The organism is Collimonas sp. GW821-FHT02H07, from assembly GCF_059421505.1.
The window spans coordinates 36,733-52,308 of sequence record NZ_JBWKVC010000010.1 but is presented as its reverse complement, the minus strand read 5'-3'; the positions used below and the strand labels follow the sequence as shown (position 1 = coordinate 52,308).

Below are 15,576 nucleotides of genomic sequence, written 5' to 3'. Positions count from 1 at the left end.
CGGGATGTCGCCGGCGTCGTTGTTCCGGATTGCAGGATAGCGATGCGCGGACTAGGCAGAGCATTGATATGGCTGGCGGCGGCAGGGTTGAGTGCACTGATCACGGTACTGGCTTTCTTGCCGGCGGCGTGGCTGGCGCCGTTGCTGGAAAGCCGTACCGGCGGCCGTCTCACCTTGGGCGATGCGCAAGGATCCTTGTGGCAAGGCTCGGCTTTTATCGGCGCCGCGCCTAGCGGCAAGGATGCGGTGGCGGCGCTGTTGCCGGGGCGCTTTTCCTGGCATTTGTCGCCGCTGGTGTTGCTGGGACGGGTCGATGCCAGGCTGGAGAATGCGCAAGTGTTGTCGAGCGCGGTCAGCATCCGCGGCAGCTGGAGCGAATGGACCGTCAGCCCGTCCGGCATGCTGTTGCCGGCCGAGCGTTTGTCGGCCTTGGGTGCGCCATTGAATACCTTGCAGCCGTCGGGCAAGATGCAGCTGGGCTGGCAACAGCTGACGCTGGCGCGGACCAGGATAGGCAACGCTGACGGGATTGCTCTGCATGGCGTCATGACGCTGGACCTGCTGGCGATGGCGTCGCGCCTGTCGCCGGTCAAGCCGCTGGGCAGCTATCGCATGCGGCTAGACTGGCAGGGGACGCAGGCGGGGATGACGCTGACGACGTTGGGCGGTGCGATGTTGTTGAATGGCAGCGGCAAACTGCAAAACGGTCATTTTCAGTTTTCGGGGACCGCGGAAGCGGCGGTGGGACAAGAGGAAAAGTTGGCTACTTTACTGAGCCTGCTCGGCCAACGGCGCCAGATGAATGGCAGAAATGTTATCGGACTAGAGTTTAAATCATGAAAGATAAAATGTATCTCGCACTAATCAACGCAACTGCGAACACAACTGCGAACACGACTGCGAACACGACTGCGTCGACATGCGAAGCTCCGCATCTGCACTTGGCCGCGCGTAGTTCCTGGCGCTACGCCGCCGCCATTGCCTTGTTGACTTGTGCCGCTGGCGTCTCGGTTGCCGCCGGTGCGCAGCCGGTGCTGGGTACGGCCCCCCTGGGCGCCAGCACCGAAGGGGCGAACGGCCAGGCAGTGATGAACTTTGTCGGCGCCGACATCGAGTCGGTCATCAAGGCGGTCGGTCAATATACCAACACCACTTTCATCGTCGATCCGCGCGTCAAGGGCACCATCAACCTGGTCTCCGAAAAGCCGGTGAGCAAGACGCAGGCCTTTGATCTGCTGGCCTCCACTTTGCGCCTGCAAGGCTATGCCGTGGTGCGCGGCGACGGGTTTGTGAAGGTCGTCCCGGAAGCCGACGCCAAGCTGCAGGTGGCGCCAACCCGCCCGGCCAGCGTCCGCGGCGACCAGATCGCGACCCAGATTTTTTCCCTGAACTATGAATCGGCCACCAATATCCTGCCGGTGCTGCGGCCGCTGATTTCGCCGAACAACACGATCAACGCCAATCCGGGCAACAACACCCTGGTGGTGACCGACTACGCGGAAAACCTGCAGCGCCTGGGGAAAATGATCGCCGCGCTGGACGTGCCGGCGGTCAACGACCTCGACGTGATCCCGATCCGTTATGCGGTGGCCAGCGATATCGCCGTGATGGCCAGCAAGCTGCTGGATGCCGGCTCGGCCGCGCCGGGCGCCGGCGACAGTGCGCGCACCATCATCATGGCCGATTCCCGCACCAACTCGGTGGTGATCCGGGCGCCGTCCGCCGGCCGCGCCAATCTGGCCAAGTCGCTGATTTCCAAGCTTGACCAGCCGACTGCCAATGCCGGCAACGTCCACGTGGTGTATCTGAAAAATGCCGATGCGGTGAAACTGGCCAAGACCTTGCGCGCGATTGTGTCCAACGACACTTCGCTGCCGACTTCCAACCAGTCCAGCAAGAGCTCCGGCAGCGGCTCGGGCGGCATGCTGCAAGGTTCCAGCGGCGGCGGAGCGCTAGGCTCAGGAAATTCGACCACGCCGCAGTCCCAGACGCCGCAGGATAACGCATCGCAATCGTCCGGCGGTGGCAGCGGCAGTGGAGCGGCCGGTTTTATCCAGGCTGACGACAGCACCAATACGCTGATCATTACCGCCAGCGAACCGGTCTACCGCAATATCCGCGGCGTCATCGACCAGCTCGACACACGGCGCGCTCAGGTTTATGTGGAAGCCTTGATCGTTGAAGTAACCGACACTGCGGCAAGCGAAATCGGGGTGCAGTGGATGGCCTTGAGCGGCGACCAGAACAGCAATTACCGGGTCGGTGGCGGCACCGGATTCTCTGGCACCAATAGTGGTATCAATCCTGCCAATACAAGCGGCAATCTGTTGAATGCGGCAATTGTGCGTGCCGCAGGAACTGCTACCGGCACTCCCACTCTTGGCAGTGGCTTGCAGCTCGGCGTATTCCGCCAGATCGCTGGCAAGATCGGCCTCGGCGCGCTGGCTAGCGCATTGAATGGCACTACCGGCGGCAATGTGTTGTCGATGCCGAATTTGCTGACGCTGGACAATGAAGAGGCAAAAATCATTGTTGGTCAAAACGTGCCGTTTGTCACCGGCTCTTACGCCACGACGGGCGGCACCACCACCAGCAATCCGTTTACCACGGTTGACCGCAAGGATGTCGGCACGGCTTTGAAGATCAAGCCGCATATCTCCGAAGGCGGTACGGTGCGGCTGGAAATTTCTCAAGAAGTTTCTTCCGTGGTGCAAGGCACCGCGTCCAACCAGAATGGACCGACCACGAATAAACGTTCTCTGGATACCAATGTCGTGATCGATGATGGCGAGATCATTGCATTAGGCGGTCTGATCGGTGACGAAAACGCGAACAATATCCAAAAAGTGCCGTTGCTGGGCGACCTGCCGTTTATCGGCAATTTTTTCAAGTATCAAACCGGTTCACGCAACAAGACCAATCTGATGATTTTCCTGCGTCCGACGATTGTGCGCGACAAGGAAACCAGCAGCAGATTGGCCGCAGATCGCTACGACTACATGCGTGCGCAGCAGATTCATGTGCAGCCGGGCAAGTCGATCCTGACTGATTTCGGCTCTTCGGTGTCGGCCAAGCTGGAAGACGGCGGTCCGTTCATCGATCTGCGCAAGAAGCAGAACGCGCCGGATGCGCCAGACCAGCCAGCGCCGGAACAGCAACAGATGCCGATGCTGCTGCCGGCCAAGCCGCAGGCCTCGCCGGCGCCCGGCTTCCAGAACGACAGAACGCCATGAGCGATCCCAGAATGACCGATACGCGCCTGCTTCCCTACGCCTTCGCCCGCAATTTTTCATTGCTGGCGCAGCGTACCGAGGATGCCAACGGCGCCGACAATCCGGTGGAGCTGTGGATTTCCGACGCCACCCAGCCGAGCGCGATCGCCGAAGTCAGCCGGCGCTTCGGCCGCATCAAGTTCCGCAAGTTTTCACGCGATGAGCTGGAGGCGGCGATTGCGGCGGCCTACGCCGGCTCTGGCGGCGATGCGGCGCAGGTGGTGGATGAGTTCGAATCCGATCTCGACCTGGCCAAGCTGATGCAAGACATGCCGGCCATCGAAGACCTGCTGGAATCGTCCGACGATGCGCCGGTGATCCGCATGATCAACGTGCTGCTGACGCAGGCTTTGCGCGAAGGCGCTTCCGATATCCATATCGAACCGTTCGAGCAGATCTCGGTGGTGCGTTTCCGTATCGACGGCAGCTTGCGCGACGTGGTGCGGCCTAAGAAAGCGGTGCATGCCTCGCTGATTTCCCGCATCAAGATCATGGCGCAGCTCGACATCGCCGAAAAGCGCTTGCCGCAGGATGGCCGCATCACCTTGCGCGTCGGCGGCAAGCCGGTCGATGTGCGGGTTTCCACGCTGCCGACCGGCCATGGCGAACGCGCCGTGCTGCGTTTGCTGGACAAGGAAGCCGGCCGCCTGGATTTGCAGCATCTGGGCATGAGCCCGGATGTGCTGCCGCAGTTCGACCGCCTGATCGCGCAGCCGCACGGCATTGTGCTGGTCACCGGGCCGACCGGCTCCGGCAAGACCACCACGCTGTACGCCGCGCTGTCGCGCCTGAACACCAGCAGCACCAACATCTTGACGGTGGAAGATCCGATCGAGTACGAACTGGCCGGCGTCGGCCAGACCCAGGTCAATGCGCGCATCGAGATGACGTTTGCCAAGGCCTTGCGCGCGATCTTGCGGCAGGATCCGGACGTCATCATGATCGGTGAAATTCGCGACCTGGAAACCGCGCAGATTGCGGTGCAAGCCTCGCTGACGGGCCACCTGGTGCTGGCGACCTTGCATACCAACGACTCGGCGGCTGCCGTTACGCGTTTGCTGGACATGGGGATCGAGCCCTTCTTGTTATCGTCCTCGCTGCTGGGCGTGGTGGCGCAGCGGCTGGTGCGCAAGCTGTGCGTGCATTGCCGCCGCCACGACGGCCAGATGTGGCATGCGGTCGGTTGCGAGCAGTGCGGCCATACCGGCTATCACGGCCGGGTCGGGGTCTATGAATTGCTGCTGACCACCGATGAAATCACCGCGCAGATCCATAACCGGGCGTCCGAAGCCGAGATCTTGCAAGTGGCGCAACGCAATGGCATGCGCACCATGCGCCAGGACGGCGAGCGCTGGCTGACCGAAGGCGTGACGACGCAGGCTGAGTTGTTGCGCGTGACCAAAGAGTAAGCCTGAACAGTAAGCTGAAAACATAAGCGAGGAGCAGAGTGCCAGCATTTCGTTACGAAGCCGTAGATAGCAGCGGCAGCAGCGCCAAGGGCGTGGTGAATGCGGATAGCGCCAAGGCGGCGCGGGCCGATCTGCGCGCCCAGGGTTTGTTGCCGCTGACGGTAGAGCTCATCGCGCAGCAGGTGGACGCCGCCGGCAATGCCCAGCGGCGCGGTTTTGGCGAACATCTGTCGACGGTCGAGATCGCCTTGTTTACGCGGCAGCTGGCCAGCCTGCTGGAAGCCAGCCTGCCGCTGGAGCAGGCGCTGACCGCCTTGCTGGAACAGTCCGAGCGCAACTACCAGCGCGACCTGATCGCCTCGATCCGTTCCGAAGTGATGGGCGGCGCCTCCCTGTCCAGCGCGCTGGCCGGCCATCCGCGCGACTTTGCCGAGATCTACCGGGCGCTGGTGGCTTCCGGCGAGCAGATCGGCCAATTGTCGCGGGTGCTGTCGCGCCTGGCCGACTACATCGAACGACGCAACTCGCTGGTGCAAAAGGTGAAGCTGGCCTTCACTTACCCGGCCATCGTCACGGTGGTGGCGTTCGTGATCGTGATCTTCCTGCTGACTTATGTGGTGCCGCAGATCGTCTCCGTGTTTGCCAACACCAAGCAGAAGCTGCCGATGCTGACAGTCGTCATGCTCGCGACTTCGGATTTCGTCCGCAACTATGGCTGGATCGTCCTTATCGTGGTGATCGCGTTGTTCTACGCCTGGCGCACCGCGCTCAAGAATCCCGCCACCAAGATGCGCTGGCATACCTGGCTGCTGGTCGCGCCCTTGTACGGCAAGTTCGAGCGCAGCCTGAACACCGCTCGTTTCGCCAGCACCCTGGCGATTACCACCGGCTCCGGCGTGCCTATCCTGAAGGCGCTGCAGACCAGCCGCGACACTTTGTCCAACGTCGCCATGCGCCAGCAGGTCGACACTGCCGCCACCAGCGTGCGCGAAGGAGTCGGCCTGGCGCGCGCGCTGGCCGCGCACAAGCATTTCCCGCCGATGCTGATCCACATGATACGCGCCGGCGAAGTCACGGGCGAACTGCCGGCCATGCTGGAACGCGCCGCCAGTGCCCAGGAACAGGATCTGGAGCGGCGCGCCATGACGATTGCCGGCTTGCTGGAACCAGCCCTGATCCTGGCGATGGGGGTCGTGGTGTTGCTGATTGTGCTGGCTGTGCTGATGCCGATTATTGAAATCAATCAGTTAGTTCACTAGGAATATGAGGAATCAATGTGAAATTACCGATTACAAAAAAACTGGGACGGCACACCAAGCGCCTGCCTGAATTCGTCAGCCTGCTGCTGTTCATGCTGCTGTGCGCCTGTACCGCCTATTGGGTGATGCAGCTGATCAAGCCGCCGCTGCGGCCTGTGACTGCGCCGCCGCAGTCTGAAGACACCCAGGTCGACGTGACCCTGGCGGCCGGCCTGTTCGGCGGTCGCGGCACGGTCACCGTGGCCAGCAATTATCAGCTGCTGGGCGTGGTTGCGGCCAAGCGCGACGGTGAAAGCGTAGCCATCCTCAGCGCCGACGGCAAGCCGCCGCAAGCGGTCCGCCAAGGCAAGGAGCTGCTGCCCGGCACCAGCATCAAGGAAGTGCATTCTACTTATGTGCTGCTGTCGGAAGGCGGCGTGCTGAAGCGGGTGATGCTGCCGGAAGACGCACGCGCCAAAGCGGGATTGGGAGGCGCCTCGCAGATGCTGGCGCCGCCACAGCCAGTGCCGCAGCAGATGCAGCAGCCCCAGCCCCAGCCTGCGCCTAACCAGGATCTGCCGCCGGAACAGCCGGCAGTGCCGGTGCAGGATAAATAAAGCAAATGGCCCATGCTTTTGAAGGCATGGGCCATTGAGGTAAAGCGGTTTTGCGCTGCGAAGCTTACAGCACGTAGCGCGACAAGTCCTCATTGACCACCAGGGCGCCGAGGCGCTCATCGACATAAGCCGCATCGATCACCATGGTTTTCTCGCTGGCGCTGGTGGCCGAAAACGAGATTTCCTCCAGCAGCTTTTCCATTACCGTGTACAGCCGGCGGGCGCCGATGTTTTCCGTCTTTTCATTGACTGAAAAAGCGATTTCCGCCAGGCGCTGCACGCCTTCCTTGGCAAATTCCAGCGTCACGCCTTCGGTCGCCAGCAGCGCCTCGTACTGCTTGGTCAGGCAGGCGTCGGTGCCGGTCATGATTCTTTCGAAATCGCTGATCGAGAGCGAATCGAGTTCGACCCGGATCGGGAAGCGTCCTTGCAGTTCCGGGATCAGGTCGGACGGCTTGGCCAGATGGAATGCGCCGGAAGCGATGAACAGGATGTGATCGGTCTTGATCATGCCGTACTTGGTGTTGACGGTGGTGCCTTCCACCAGCGGCAGCAGGTCGCGCTGCACGCCGGCGCGCGAGACATCGGCGCCGCCGTTTTGCGAACGGGTGGCGATCTTGTCTATCTCGTCCAGGAAGACGATGCCGTTCTGCTCGACATTGCTGATAGCTTTTTGCTTCAGTTCGTCTTCATTGAGCAGCTTGGCGGCTTCTTCTTCGATCAGGACTTTCATCGCGTCCTTGATCTTGATCTTGCGGTTTTTCTTGCGATTGCTGCCCATTCCCGAAAACATGGACTTGATCTGCTCGGTCATTTCTTCCATGCCCGGCGGCGCCATGATTTCCATTTGCGATGCAGCTTCCGACAATTCAATCTCTATTTCCTTGTCGTCGAGCGCGCCTTCGCGCAGCCGCTTGCGGAAAGTCTGGCGGGTATTGCTGCCCTTGTCCGCGCTGTCGCCATCGGGGCTTTGCTCCGGATGAAAGCCGAAATCGCGCGCCGGCGGCACGAGGATATCGATGATGCGGTCTTCGGCGGCGTCTTCCGCGCGGGTACGGACCTTGCGCATTTCGCTTTCGCGGGTTTGCTTGATGCCGATGTCGATCAGGTCGCGGATGATGGTGTCGACATCGCGTCCGACATAGCCGACTTCGGTGAATTTGGTGGCTTCGATCTTGATGAACGGCGCATCGGCCAGCTTGGCCAGGCGGCGCGCGATTTCAGTCTTGCCGACGCCGGTAGGGCCGATCATCAGGATGTTTTTCGGGGTGATTTCGTGGCGCAGCGGCTCGGCGATCTGCTGCCGGCGCCAGCGGTTGCGCAAGGCGATCGCCACCGCGCGCTTGGCGCGATCCTGGCCGACCACATGTTTATCCAGTTCCGAAACAATTTCTTGGGGCGTCATGTTCATGTTTTTTTCCGTGTTGGGTTTTGGGTGCGCAAATTCGCCGATTTTCCCGGCCGTATACAGGCAGAGGCTAGAGGCCAGAGGTCAGGCGTTCATCAGAGCAAGGCGGCGTTGCGCATCACAGAAGGAAGTCTTAGTCGAGGGTTTCGATGATGTGCGACTGGTTGGTATAGATGCAGAGCTCGCCGGCGATCACCAGCGATTTCTTGACGATCTCGGCCGGCGTCAGCTCGGTATTTTCCTGCAGCGCCTTGGCCGCCGACTGGGCGAAGGTGCCGCCGGAACCGATGGCGCCGATGCCGTCGGCCGGCTCCAGCACATCGCCGTTACCGGTGATCACCAGCGTGGTTTCGCGGTCGGCCGTCAGCAGCATGGCTTCCAGCCGGCGCAGCATGCGGTCGGTGCGCCATTCCTTGGCGAGGTCGACCGAAGCGCGCATCAGATTGCCCTGGTGCTTTTCCAGTTTCGACTCGAACAGGTCGAGCAGCGTGAATGCATCGGCGGTGCCGCCGGCGAAACCGACCAGCACTTTGCCCTGATATAGCTTGCGTACTTTGCGGGCAGTGCCTTTCATTACGACGTTGCCCAGTGTTACCTGTCCGTCTCCGCCCAGGGCGACGCTATTGCCGCGCCGTACTGACAGGATGGTGGTGCCATGAAATTGTTCCATTTTGCGAGCCTCAGAAAATGCGGACGGTGCCGCGCATGCAGGGCGCAGGATGCTGCGGCCAGCTGCATGTGATGCAGAATCAAATGATCAATTGATGCGATAAATTGATGCTGTTCCGAAAAAATGGGGACGGCTGGCGTGATTACAAGCGCGATTTAAAGCGACTTGGATAGCTTTGGGATTGGTTTTTAACTACGGCTGAGCCTGGCTTTGTTAAAAAATCAATTTTTGCGCGACACTACCCGGACGATTTCCTGTATGCCCACTACCTTGAACAAGGCGGTCACCAGATGATTGACGTTGTGGAATTCGATAGCATTGCCGTTGCTGGCAAGCTGGGCCAGTCCGTTCAATAATTCGCCTGCAGCGCTGAAATCCACTCTGACCAGGCGCGAACAGTCCATGATCGCCGGGCTGTGGCTGTTGGCGTGGGTCTGAATTTTGGTCAGCAGCTCTTCGGTGCGGCCTTCGATCAGGATCGGCATGAGCAGGCTGTTGCTGCCGACCGTATTGGCGGCAGGGGTTTCTTCAGCGGCCGTAATGATCTTGGAATGCGGCGCGACGAACGGCGGCGGCGACACTTCGAAGGTGATCGAATAATCGATGCTGGCGTCTTCGTAGGCTTGCTCAAGATTGAGCAGATGCAGGATTTCCAGCAGCAACAGCCATGGCGCGGCGGTTTCGTCGCGGCGGCCGACCAGCAGGATCTCGCGGATCTTGTCGGCCAGCTCATCGGCGCCGACCAGGACCAGGTCGAGTCCGGATTTTTGCAGCTTTTTCAACATGCGCAGCAGCAGGCCGCAACCGATGGGATCGACCGAGCTGACGCGGGTGAATTCCAGCCGTACGGCCGGGTGGGTGACGCTCAGTTTCTGGGCGCGCTCAAGCTGCTTGCCGATGTTGGCGTCGAGCTTGCCGGAAAATGCCACTGCGGGGGTGGCGCCGGTCTTTTCCTGGTTTTTCGCCTGCGGATCGAGGGTCATGATATCGATCCAGGTCGGCGGCGAGGTTTCAAACTTGTTGGCGAAATCGACCGAGAGGTTGTCAAACTCCTGTTGCTTGCCGGTGATCTGGTACAAGTCCAGCAGCATCCACCAGACAATGTGGGTGGAGGAGCCGAGCTGGTCTTCGCCGATCGCACTCAACAGCAAGGCTTCGGCGATGTCGCTCTGGTCGCTGGCAAACAGCACCGCGGCTTCTTCGATCACTTCCGGCGTGTCGGAGACGGAGACTTCGATGCTGCCGCTCCTGGATTGGTCGTCCAGGTATTCTGTGGTCCGGCTCATGACCGGCAGCGTCAGCTGGGTGGTGTTCGCCCCCAGGGGGGCAGGCGTCGTCGTGGCAGAGTCCGCCAGGGATTTCTGCGATGGCGGCAGATGGACGAATTCCGACGACATCTCCGATTCGATCGCATCGATCTTCATGGTGGTGGTGCTGCGCACGGAACCATCGCGGACGGTAGTCGTGTTGATCAGCCGCTCCGGGCTTTCGCCAAACAGAACCGGCGCCTGATTGTCTGCCGCGGCTGGTAACTTGTCATCCTCCGGCCGTGTACCGCCTGGACGATTATTTTTGCCGAAGAGCGAGAAAATCCCCACGTGTTAATCCTGAAAGTTAGTTGCTGTTAAAGCTGCATGAGTAGCTGTAATTTTGTTGAAAACCGGGTTGTCGGATATGACCGCTTGCTGACGGGCCGGACACCGATTCCGCGAATTTTCAGATGCGCTTTTGTCATCGCTTTTGCCAATGCTTTGCCATCTTCATGGCCGCATTTTTGTTTGGGACTGCCCCTGCTTTTAACTGTTTCAGATTAAAAAAAGCACGATCAATCGATACCGCTTAAGGTAACACAAAGCCACTCAGGAAGTATGTCTGGTCCCCCCTAAGTTACGACATAAATATGTTGTGATTTTCTCACATTGCGGATGAAAAGTGCTCGTCCTTTACGAGCCGGTCCAAGGCACATCGGGATTGCGCAGCGCAGGCGCTTTGCGCGCGCCTGATATTCCGGCCTTGCAATCCCGCTGCTTCGGCTTAGAACTTGCTGCGAACCCCCAGGATCAGGCTGCGCCCCGGCTGCGGCGCGACATCTTTCAGCACCGAGGTCGCCAGGCGGATATCCTGGTTCAGCAGGTTTTTGGCCAGGGCGAACCAGGTCAGCTTCAGCGCCCCTACAGTTTGCGTGTAGGAGAGGCTGGCGTCGATCTTGGTGTAGGCCGGCGTCGCGCTGTGCTCGAATGTCGCCAGCCGGTCTTGCTGCTGGGCGCGCAGGATGGTGATGCCGCTGCGCCATGGGCCTTGTGCGTAACCGAGATCGACACCGTAGCGGCTGGCCGGCTGCAAGGGCAGATTGCCCATGTTGGTCAGTTTGCCGCGCGAGGTATCGGCAAAGCCGCGCACCGAAAAGCCTTCGCCGAGCAGGTTATAGCTGATTTCCGCTTCGGCGCCGCGGATGGTGGCGTCGGCCTGCGACCAGAACCGTTCCGTGAATTCGCCATGATCGTGGTCATGGTCGTGATCGTCGGCGGCGCCGTGATCATGCTCGTCAACCGCGCTCTCGCCCAGGCGGCCATACACGTAGTTGCGTACGTGGTTTTCGAACAGGTTGGCTTTCCAGCGTATCAAGCCCGCGGTTTTCTGCAATGTGAGTTCGATGTTGCGCGAGGTTTCCTTTTTCAAGGCAGGATCGCCGATATCGAAAGTGGCAGTCGCTTCGTGCGGCCCGTGCGAATACAGCTCTTCCGCGGTGGGCGCGCGTTGCGCAACGGAGAGTGTCGGACCGAAGCTGTAGCCGGGAGCGAAGCGCCACAGGCCGCCGATCGAGTACGAGGCCAGGTTGAACTTGCGGTCGGCCAGCTGGGCTGCGGCATCCGGCTGGCGCTTCACCGATTCCAGGCGCAGCCCGGCAGTGGCGAGGACAGGACCGAAATTGCGCTCTTCGACCAGGAATGCGGCGAATGAGGTGGATCTGGTTTTCGGCACCGTGTCAGGCATATTGCTGGCCGCGCCGAGCGAGGAGAAGCGCGTGTCGTCGCTTTGCACGCCGAAAGTGCCGTGCCAGCCTGCCATCGGTTTGTGCGCCAGCTCCAGCCGGGTTTCAGTCGACTGGTTGGAGAAAATCGTGTGTGCCGCGCCGTCTTCTCCCTTCTCCGTGTGGCCATAGTCGGTGCGGCCCAGCTTGAAGCTGAGTTTTTCGAAGCCGGCCAGCGGCTCATCGATCTGGCCGGCGATGTCGTAGCGGGTCTGGTGCAAGTCGATGAACGATTTTTCATCGGTTGGAATGCCGTAATGATCGTCCAAAGTTGCTACCGACGCGCCGATATAGCCCCAGGAGGCAATATACGAGGCGCCGAGGCCGAGATTGGTTTCGTGGGTAAAGGAGGTCGGCAGCCGGCCTGACGCTGAAGCGGGATCGTTGCGGGCGGCATTGCCGGGGATTTTGTAGTTGCCAGTGTCGCGCCAGTTGCCGTCCAGATGCATGCCGATTGGTCCGGCGGAGCCGTCCAGCATCACGGAGGAGCTTCTGCCGTTGTCGACGCTGCTATAGCGCGCATCGGTTTCGCCGCTGATTTCTTTTTGCAGCTGAGTCGGGATGCGGTCGTTGACGACATTGACCAGGCCGCCGATGGCGCCGGAACCGTACAGTAAAGCGGCGGGGCCGCGCAGGATTTCAATTTGACGGGCCAGCGCGGCTTCGGTGGCGACCGCGTGATCGTCGGACAGGCTGGAGACGTCGGCCACCGACATGCCGTTTTGCAGGATCTTGACGCGTGGACCTCCCATGCCGCGGATGACAGGGCGGGAAGCGCCGGCGCCGAAGCCCGATGCGGAAACGCCGAGTTCTTGCGACAAGGTGTCGCCCAGCGAGGCGCCGGTCTTGTTGCGCAGCTCTGCGCCGGACAAGACTTTGGTCGGGCTCAGGATCTGGGTGTCGACATTGGCGTTGAGCGGGCTGGCGGTAACCACGATGGGCGGCAAGGCGCCGGCCTGCTCGACGATCTCGGTCTGGGCGGATGCCGCAGACGATAGAACGGCCAGCGCGGACAGAACCGCGCTGGATAACAGCGTACGTTGGACAAGCATGATGATTCCTGGACAGGTAAGGGCCGTCGATGCCGGGATCTATGCGCGAGCAATGCGCGGTGGCGCTGCATCGGCTGCCAGCAGCGCCAGGCTAGGCGAATCGTGCGAGGCGGCAGGCAGCCGGACATGGCTAGCGCGATCGAGCGGGCATGGTCCCGGGCGACGGCAATAAATGATTAAACGCTTCGGGATGAGCGAAGCCGGGATAGGCGTCCTGTCAGGAACGGGGTGGAGCGCGCGAGGAGAAATGGCAGGTGAACGGGGCATCCCAGGAGGCAAACGCCTGCCACAGGGCCAGAAGGTGTTTCCCCGGGACCGGCGGCAAGGTTGGCGGCGCCGAGTATATCGTCGCCGCCAGGGTGGCGTCGTCGAACGCTGCGCAGGAGTGATGCGCTTTGCTGCCGCCCTCGATGGCGCGTTCAATCACCGAGGTGATGTGCGTCAGGTGGGTCTCGGCTTTATTTTCCCAGGCGGCATGGACAATGCTGTGCGTCAGTCCCAGCCATTGGGCGAACAGGATCGACAACATCAGCAGCGGCGCCAGGATGGCGTGCCGGAGATGTCTTGATCGGAATGGCTGGGCTGGCATCAGGGATGATGGATAAAGCAAATGGCGGTGATGAATCAGGCGTAACGATCCGAAGACAGGGAGGTCATTTGCCGTGCGCCGGTTCCGACTGCAGGAACTTGTCCCTGCAGCGCTTGCCGGCAGCTCCTCTGTCGGGACCGCTGGCGAGGATCAGTCGCCGTAAAGTTTTTGCTTCAGTTCGCGGCGTTGCTGCGCTTCCAGCGACAGGGTTGCTGTCGGCCGCGCCAGCAAACGCGGAATGCCGATCGGCTCGCCGGTTTCTTCGCACCAGCCGTATTCGCCGGCGTCGATCGATGCGATCGATTGCTGTACTTTCTTCAGCAATTTGCGCTCACGATCACGCGTGCGCAGTTCCAGGGCATGCTCTTCTTCGATGGTGGCGCGATCGGCAGGATCCGGCACCAGGACGGTTTCACGCAAATGTTCGGTGGTTTCTCCGGCGTTTTTGAGCAGGTCGATTTCCAGCTGCTGCAAACGCGCCTTGAAGAACGCCAGTTGTGCCTCATTCATGTAATCCTTTTCGCCCATCTTAAGGATTTGCTCTTCGGATAACAGAATGTCAGAGGTTGGTTTGGTTGTTTTAGTAGCCACTTCGCTTGCTTTCGATACGACGTTTTTTTCAATTTTATCCGTTAATCCGGCGCTTGCAGGCTTGCTGCTGGTATTGCTGGCGCCGGATCTGGCCGTTGGTGAACTCAGTTTCTTTGTAGCAGAACTACTGGTCGTTGTCTTACGCGTCACCTCATTGCGTGTTGCCTCGTTGCGTCTTTCCTTGTCAGCGGCGAGATCGGATCTTGTTGCAGTCGCTGATTTCTTGGCTAGGGATTTTACAACAGGTTTGGGACTGGGTTTGGCAACTTTGGAAACGGCCTTGGTTGCGGTTGCACCAGGAGCTTCGGTTTTCCGTTGCGCCCCGGCGGAGAGCTTTGCCGATTTTTCGGCCGGTTTTGCGCTGCCGCCAGTGCCGTTACCGGCCCTGCCGGCGGTTTTGCCGGCGACAGCAGGGGCCTGGCCCGTTTTCAGGGCTTTGCTTGATGACGTCAGTTTCCCTTGCGAAACCGCTGCCTTGGCGGCGGTTTTTTTGTCGGTCAGGTTCATGGTCCTCTCCCTTAATCAGCGGCCAAAGGACGATGCTATTGGCCTGCTATCCAGTGATTTCCCAGCGCAAAACTGCCATAGTTTATACCAAACATTGCTCCAAACCGCGAATAAAGATGTCTTTCGGCAGATTCTTGCCGATGAAGACCATTTTGCTGCCGCGTGTCTCATTTGCATCCCATTTGCCGCCGACGTCGCTGCCCATGATCTGGTGCACTCCTTGGAACACCACCTTGCGGTCGGCGCCATCCATCAACAATACGCCTTTGTAGCGCAACATGCGCGGTCCGTATACCTGCACCAGGCTGCCGAGAAACTCATCCAGGCGGGCGGTGTCGAAAGGTCTTTCACTTTTGAACACAAAAGCGGCGATTTCATCGTCATGATGGGCATGATGATGGTCGTGGTGGTGCTCATGGCCATGCTGGTGAGACGGATGATCGCAATCGTCGCCGCTATGGTCATGGGCATGCTCCTCTGTTGCCAAAAAGTCAGGATCGATTTCCAGCTTGGCGTTCAGGTTGAAACCGCGGATATCCAGGATTTCTTCTATCGGCGTGTGCTGCGGATCAAGGGTAATGATGGGCGCGCGCGGATTGATGCGTTTCAGGCGCGTGCTCAGGGCCGCCACTTCCGCCGGGCTGACCAGATCGGTTTTGGAGAGCAGCAGTTTGTCGGCGAAACCGACCTGCCGCTGCGCCTCTTCCTGCTGGTCGAGCTGCATCATTGCATGTTTGGCATCAACCACGGTGACGATCGCATCCAGCATGAAGTGCATCGCCACTTCGTCGTCGACAAAGAAGGTTTGCGCCACCGGACCAGGATTGGCCATGCCGGTGGTTTCGATGATGACCCGGTCGAAGTTCAGCTCGCCGGCGCTGCGGCGGCGCGCCAGCGTGGTCAGCGCCACGATCAGGTCGCCCCGCACGGTGCAGCAGATGCAGCCGTTGTTCATTTCGACGATTTGCTCGGTGCTGTCCTGCACCAGGATTTCATTGTCGATATTTTCCTGGCCGAACTCGTTTTCAATCACGGCAATCTTGTGTCCGTGCTGCTGTTGCAGGATGCGGTTCAGCAAGGTGGTTTTGCCGGCGCCGAGAAAGCCGGTCAGGATGGTGGTAGGAATAAGTGCCATGGCGGATTCGAAAAATAAAAGAGGAAGGAAGGTTTGGCAGGGCCGGTGATGCCCACG

12 protein-coding genes are annotated in these 15,576 nt (G+C 60.2%); 5 read left to right on the top strand and 7 right to left on the bottom strand.

Going from position 1 to position 15,576, the window contains the following annotated elements:
- The first annotated feature begins 42 nt into the window (after nt 1-42).
- From gspN to AC07V8_RS16190, 5 genes are read left to right on the top strand one after another with little or no spacing between them, the layout of a single operon-like run.
- Nucleotides 43-840: a type II secretion system protein N gene (gene gspN / locus AC07V8_RS16210; protein ID WP_494679677.1), complete on the top strand. Its 798-nt coding sequence runs from the start codon at nt 43-45 to the stop codon at nt 838-840.
- Entirely contained in the window at nt 837-3,233 is a 2,397-nt protein-coding gene (gspD, locus tag AC07V8_RS16205) for a type II secretion system secretin GspD (RefSeq protein WP_494721474.1), read from the top strand. The genes gspN and gspD overlap by 4 nt, the downstream gene beginning before the upstream one ends.
- Complete coding sequence (gene gspE, locus AC07V8_RS16200) at nt 3,230-4,681, top strand: type II secretion system ATPase GspE (RefSeq protein WP_494679679.1); 1,452 nt, start codon at nt 3,230-3,232, stop codon at nt 4,679-4,681. Before gspD ends, gspE begins: the two co-directional genes overlap by 4 nt.
- Before the next feature lie 38 nt (nt 4,682-4,719).
- Complete coding sequence (gspF, locus tag AC07V8_RS16195) at nt 4,720-5,940, top strand: type II secretion system inner membrane protein GspF (protein ID WP_494679680.1); 1,221 nt, start codon at nt 4,720-4,722, stop codon at nt 5,938-5,940.
- Nucleotides 5,941-5,957: 17 nt separating this feature from the next.
- Nucleotides 5,958-6,536: a type II secretion system protein N gene (locus AC07V8_RS16190; RefSeq protein WP_494679681.1), complete on the top strand. Its 579-nt coding sequence runs from the start codon at nt 5,958-5,960 to the stop codon at nt 6,534-6,536.
- 64 nt (nt 6,537-6,600) lie between these two features.
- Here the strand turns inward: AC07V8_RS16190 and hslU are convergent, their stop codons facing one another.
- The 7 genes from hslU to AC07V8_RS16155 form a co-directional block, all read right to left on the bottom strand.
- Nucleotides 6,601-7,947, bottom strand: coding sequence for an ATP-dependent protease ATPase subunit HslU (gene hslU / locus AC07V8_RS16185; protein ID WP_494679682.1), 1,347 nt, complete (start codon nt 7,945-7,947; stop codon nt 6,601-6,603).
- Nucleotides 7,948-8,077: 130 nt separating this feature from the next.
- Nucleotides 8,078-8,614 (bottom strand): ATP-dependent protease subunit HslV, encoded by a 537-nt coding sequence (hslV, locus tag AC07V8_RS16180; RefSeq protein WP_211442320.1) that lies wholly within the window; start codon nt 8,612-8,614, stop codon nt 8,078-8,080.
- A gap of 221 nt (nt 8,615-8,835) precedes the next feature.
- On the bottom strand, nt 8,836-10,212 hold the full coding sequence (locus tag AC07V8_RS16175) for an STAS domain-containing protein (protein WP_494679683.1): 1,377 nt from the start codon (nt 10,210-10,212) through the stop codon (nt 8,836-8,838).
- Nucleotides 10,213-10,648: 436 nt separating this feature from the next.
- Nucleotides 10,649-12,697, bottom strand: a complete 2,049-nt coding sequence (locus AC07V8_RS16170) for a TonB-dependent receptor (RefSeq protein WP_494679684.1) — start codon at nt 12,695-12,697, stop codon at nt 10,649-10,651.
- Between the two features lie 217 nt (nt 12,698-12,914).
- A complete protein-coding gene (locus AC07V8_RS16165) occupies nt 12,915-13,286 on the bottom strand; it encodes a hypothetical protein (protein ID WP_211442317.1) in 372 nt (123 codons plus the stop codon).
- A 150-nt stretch (nt 13,287-13,436) separates the two neighbouring features.
- On the bottom strand, nt 13,437-13,841 hold the full coding sequence (gene dksA / locus AC07V8_RS16160) for an RNA polymerase-binding protein DksA (protein ID WP_061946557.1): 405 nt from the start codon (nt 13,839-13,841) through the stop codon (nt 13,437-13,439).
- Between the two features lie 625 nt (nt 13,842-14,466).
- A complete protein-coding gene (locus AC07V8_RS16155) occupies nt 14,467-15,519 on the bottom strand; it encodes a CobW family GTP-binding protein (RefSeq protein ID WP_211471401.1) in 1,053 nt (350 codons plus the stop codon).
- Nucleotides 15,520-15,576: the final 57 nt, after the last annotated feature.

Coding starts and splice junctions, on each gene's coding strand:
- gspD (WP_494721474.1), top strand. CDS start 837: ATGAAAGATAAAATGTATCTCGCACTAATCAACGCAACTGCGAACACA.
- gspE (WP_494679679.1), top strand. CDS start 3,230: ATGAGCGATCCCAGAATGACCGATACGCGCCTGCTTCCCTACGCCTTC.
- gspN (WP_494679677.1), top strand. CDS start 43: ATGCGCGGACTAGGCAGAGCATTGATATGGCTGGCGGCGGCAGGGTTG.
- hslV (WP_211442320.1), bottom strand. CDS start 8,614: ATGGAACAATTTCATGGCACCACCATCCTGTCAGTACGGCGCGGCAAT.
- AC07V8_RS16170 (WP_494679684.1), bottom strand. CDS start 12,697: ATGCTTGTCCAACGTACGCTGTTATCCAGCGCGGTTCTGTCCGCGCTG.
- AC07V8_RS16165 (WP_211442317.1), bottom strand. CDS start 13,286: ATGCCAGCCCAGCCATTCCGATCAAGACATCTCCGGCACGCCATCCTG.
- hslU (WP_494679682.1), bottom strand. CDS start 7,947: ATGAACATGACGCCCCAAGAAATTGTTTCGGAACTGGATAAACATGTG.
- AC07V8_RS16155 (WP_211471401.1), bottom strand. CDS start 15,519: ATGGCACTTATTCCTACCACCATCCTGACCGGCTTTCTCGGCGCCGGC.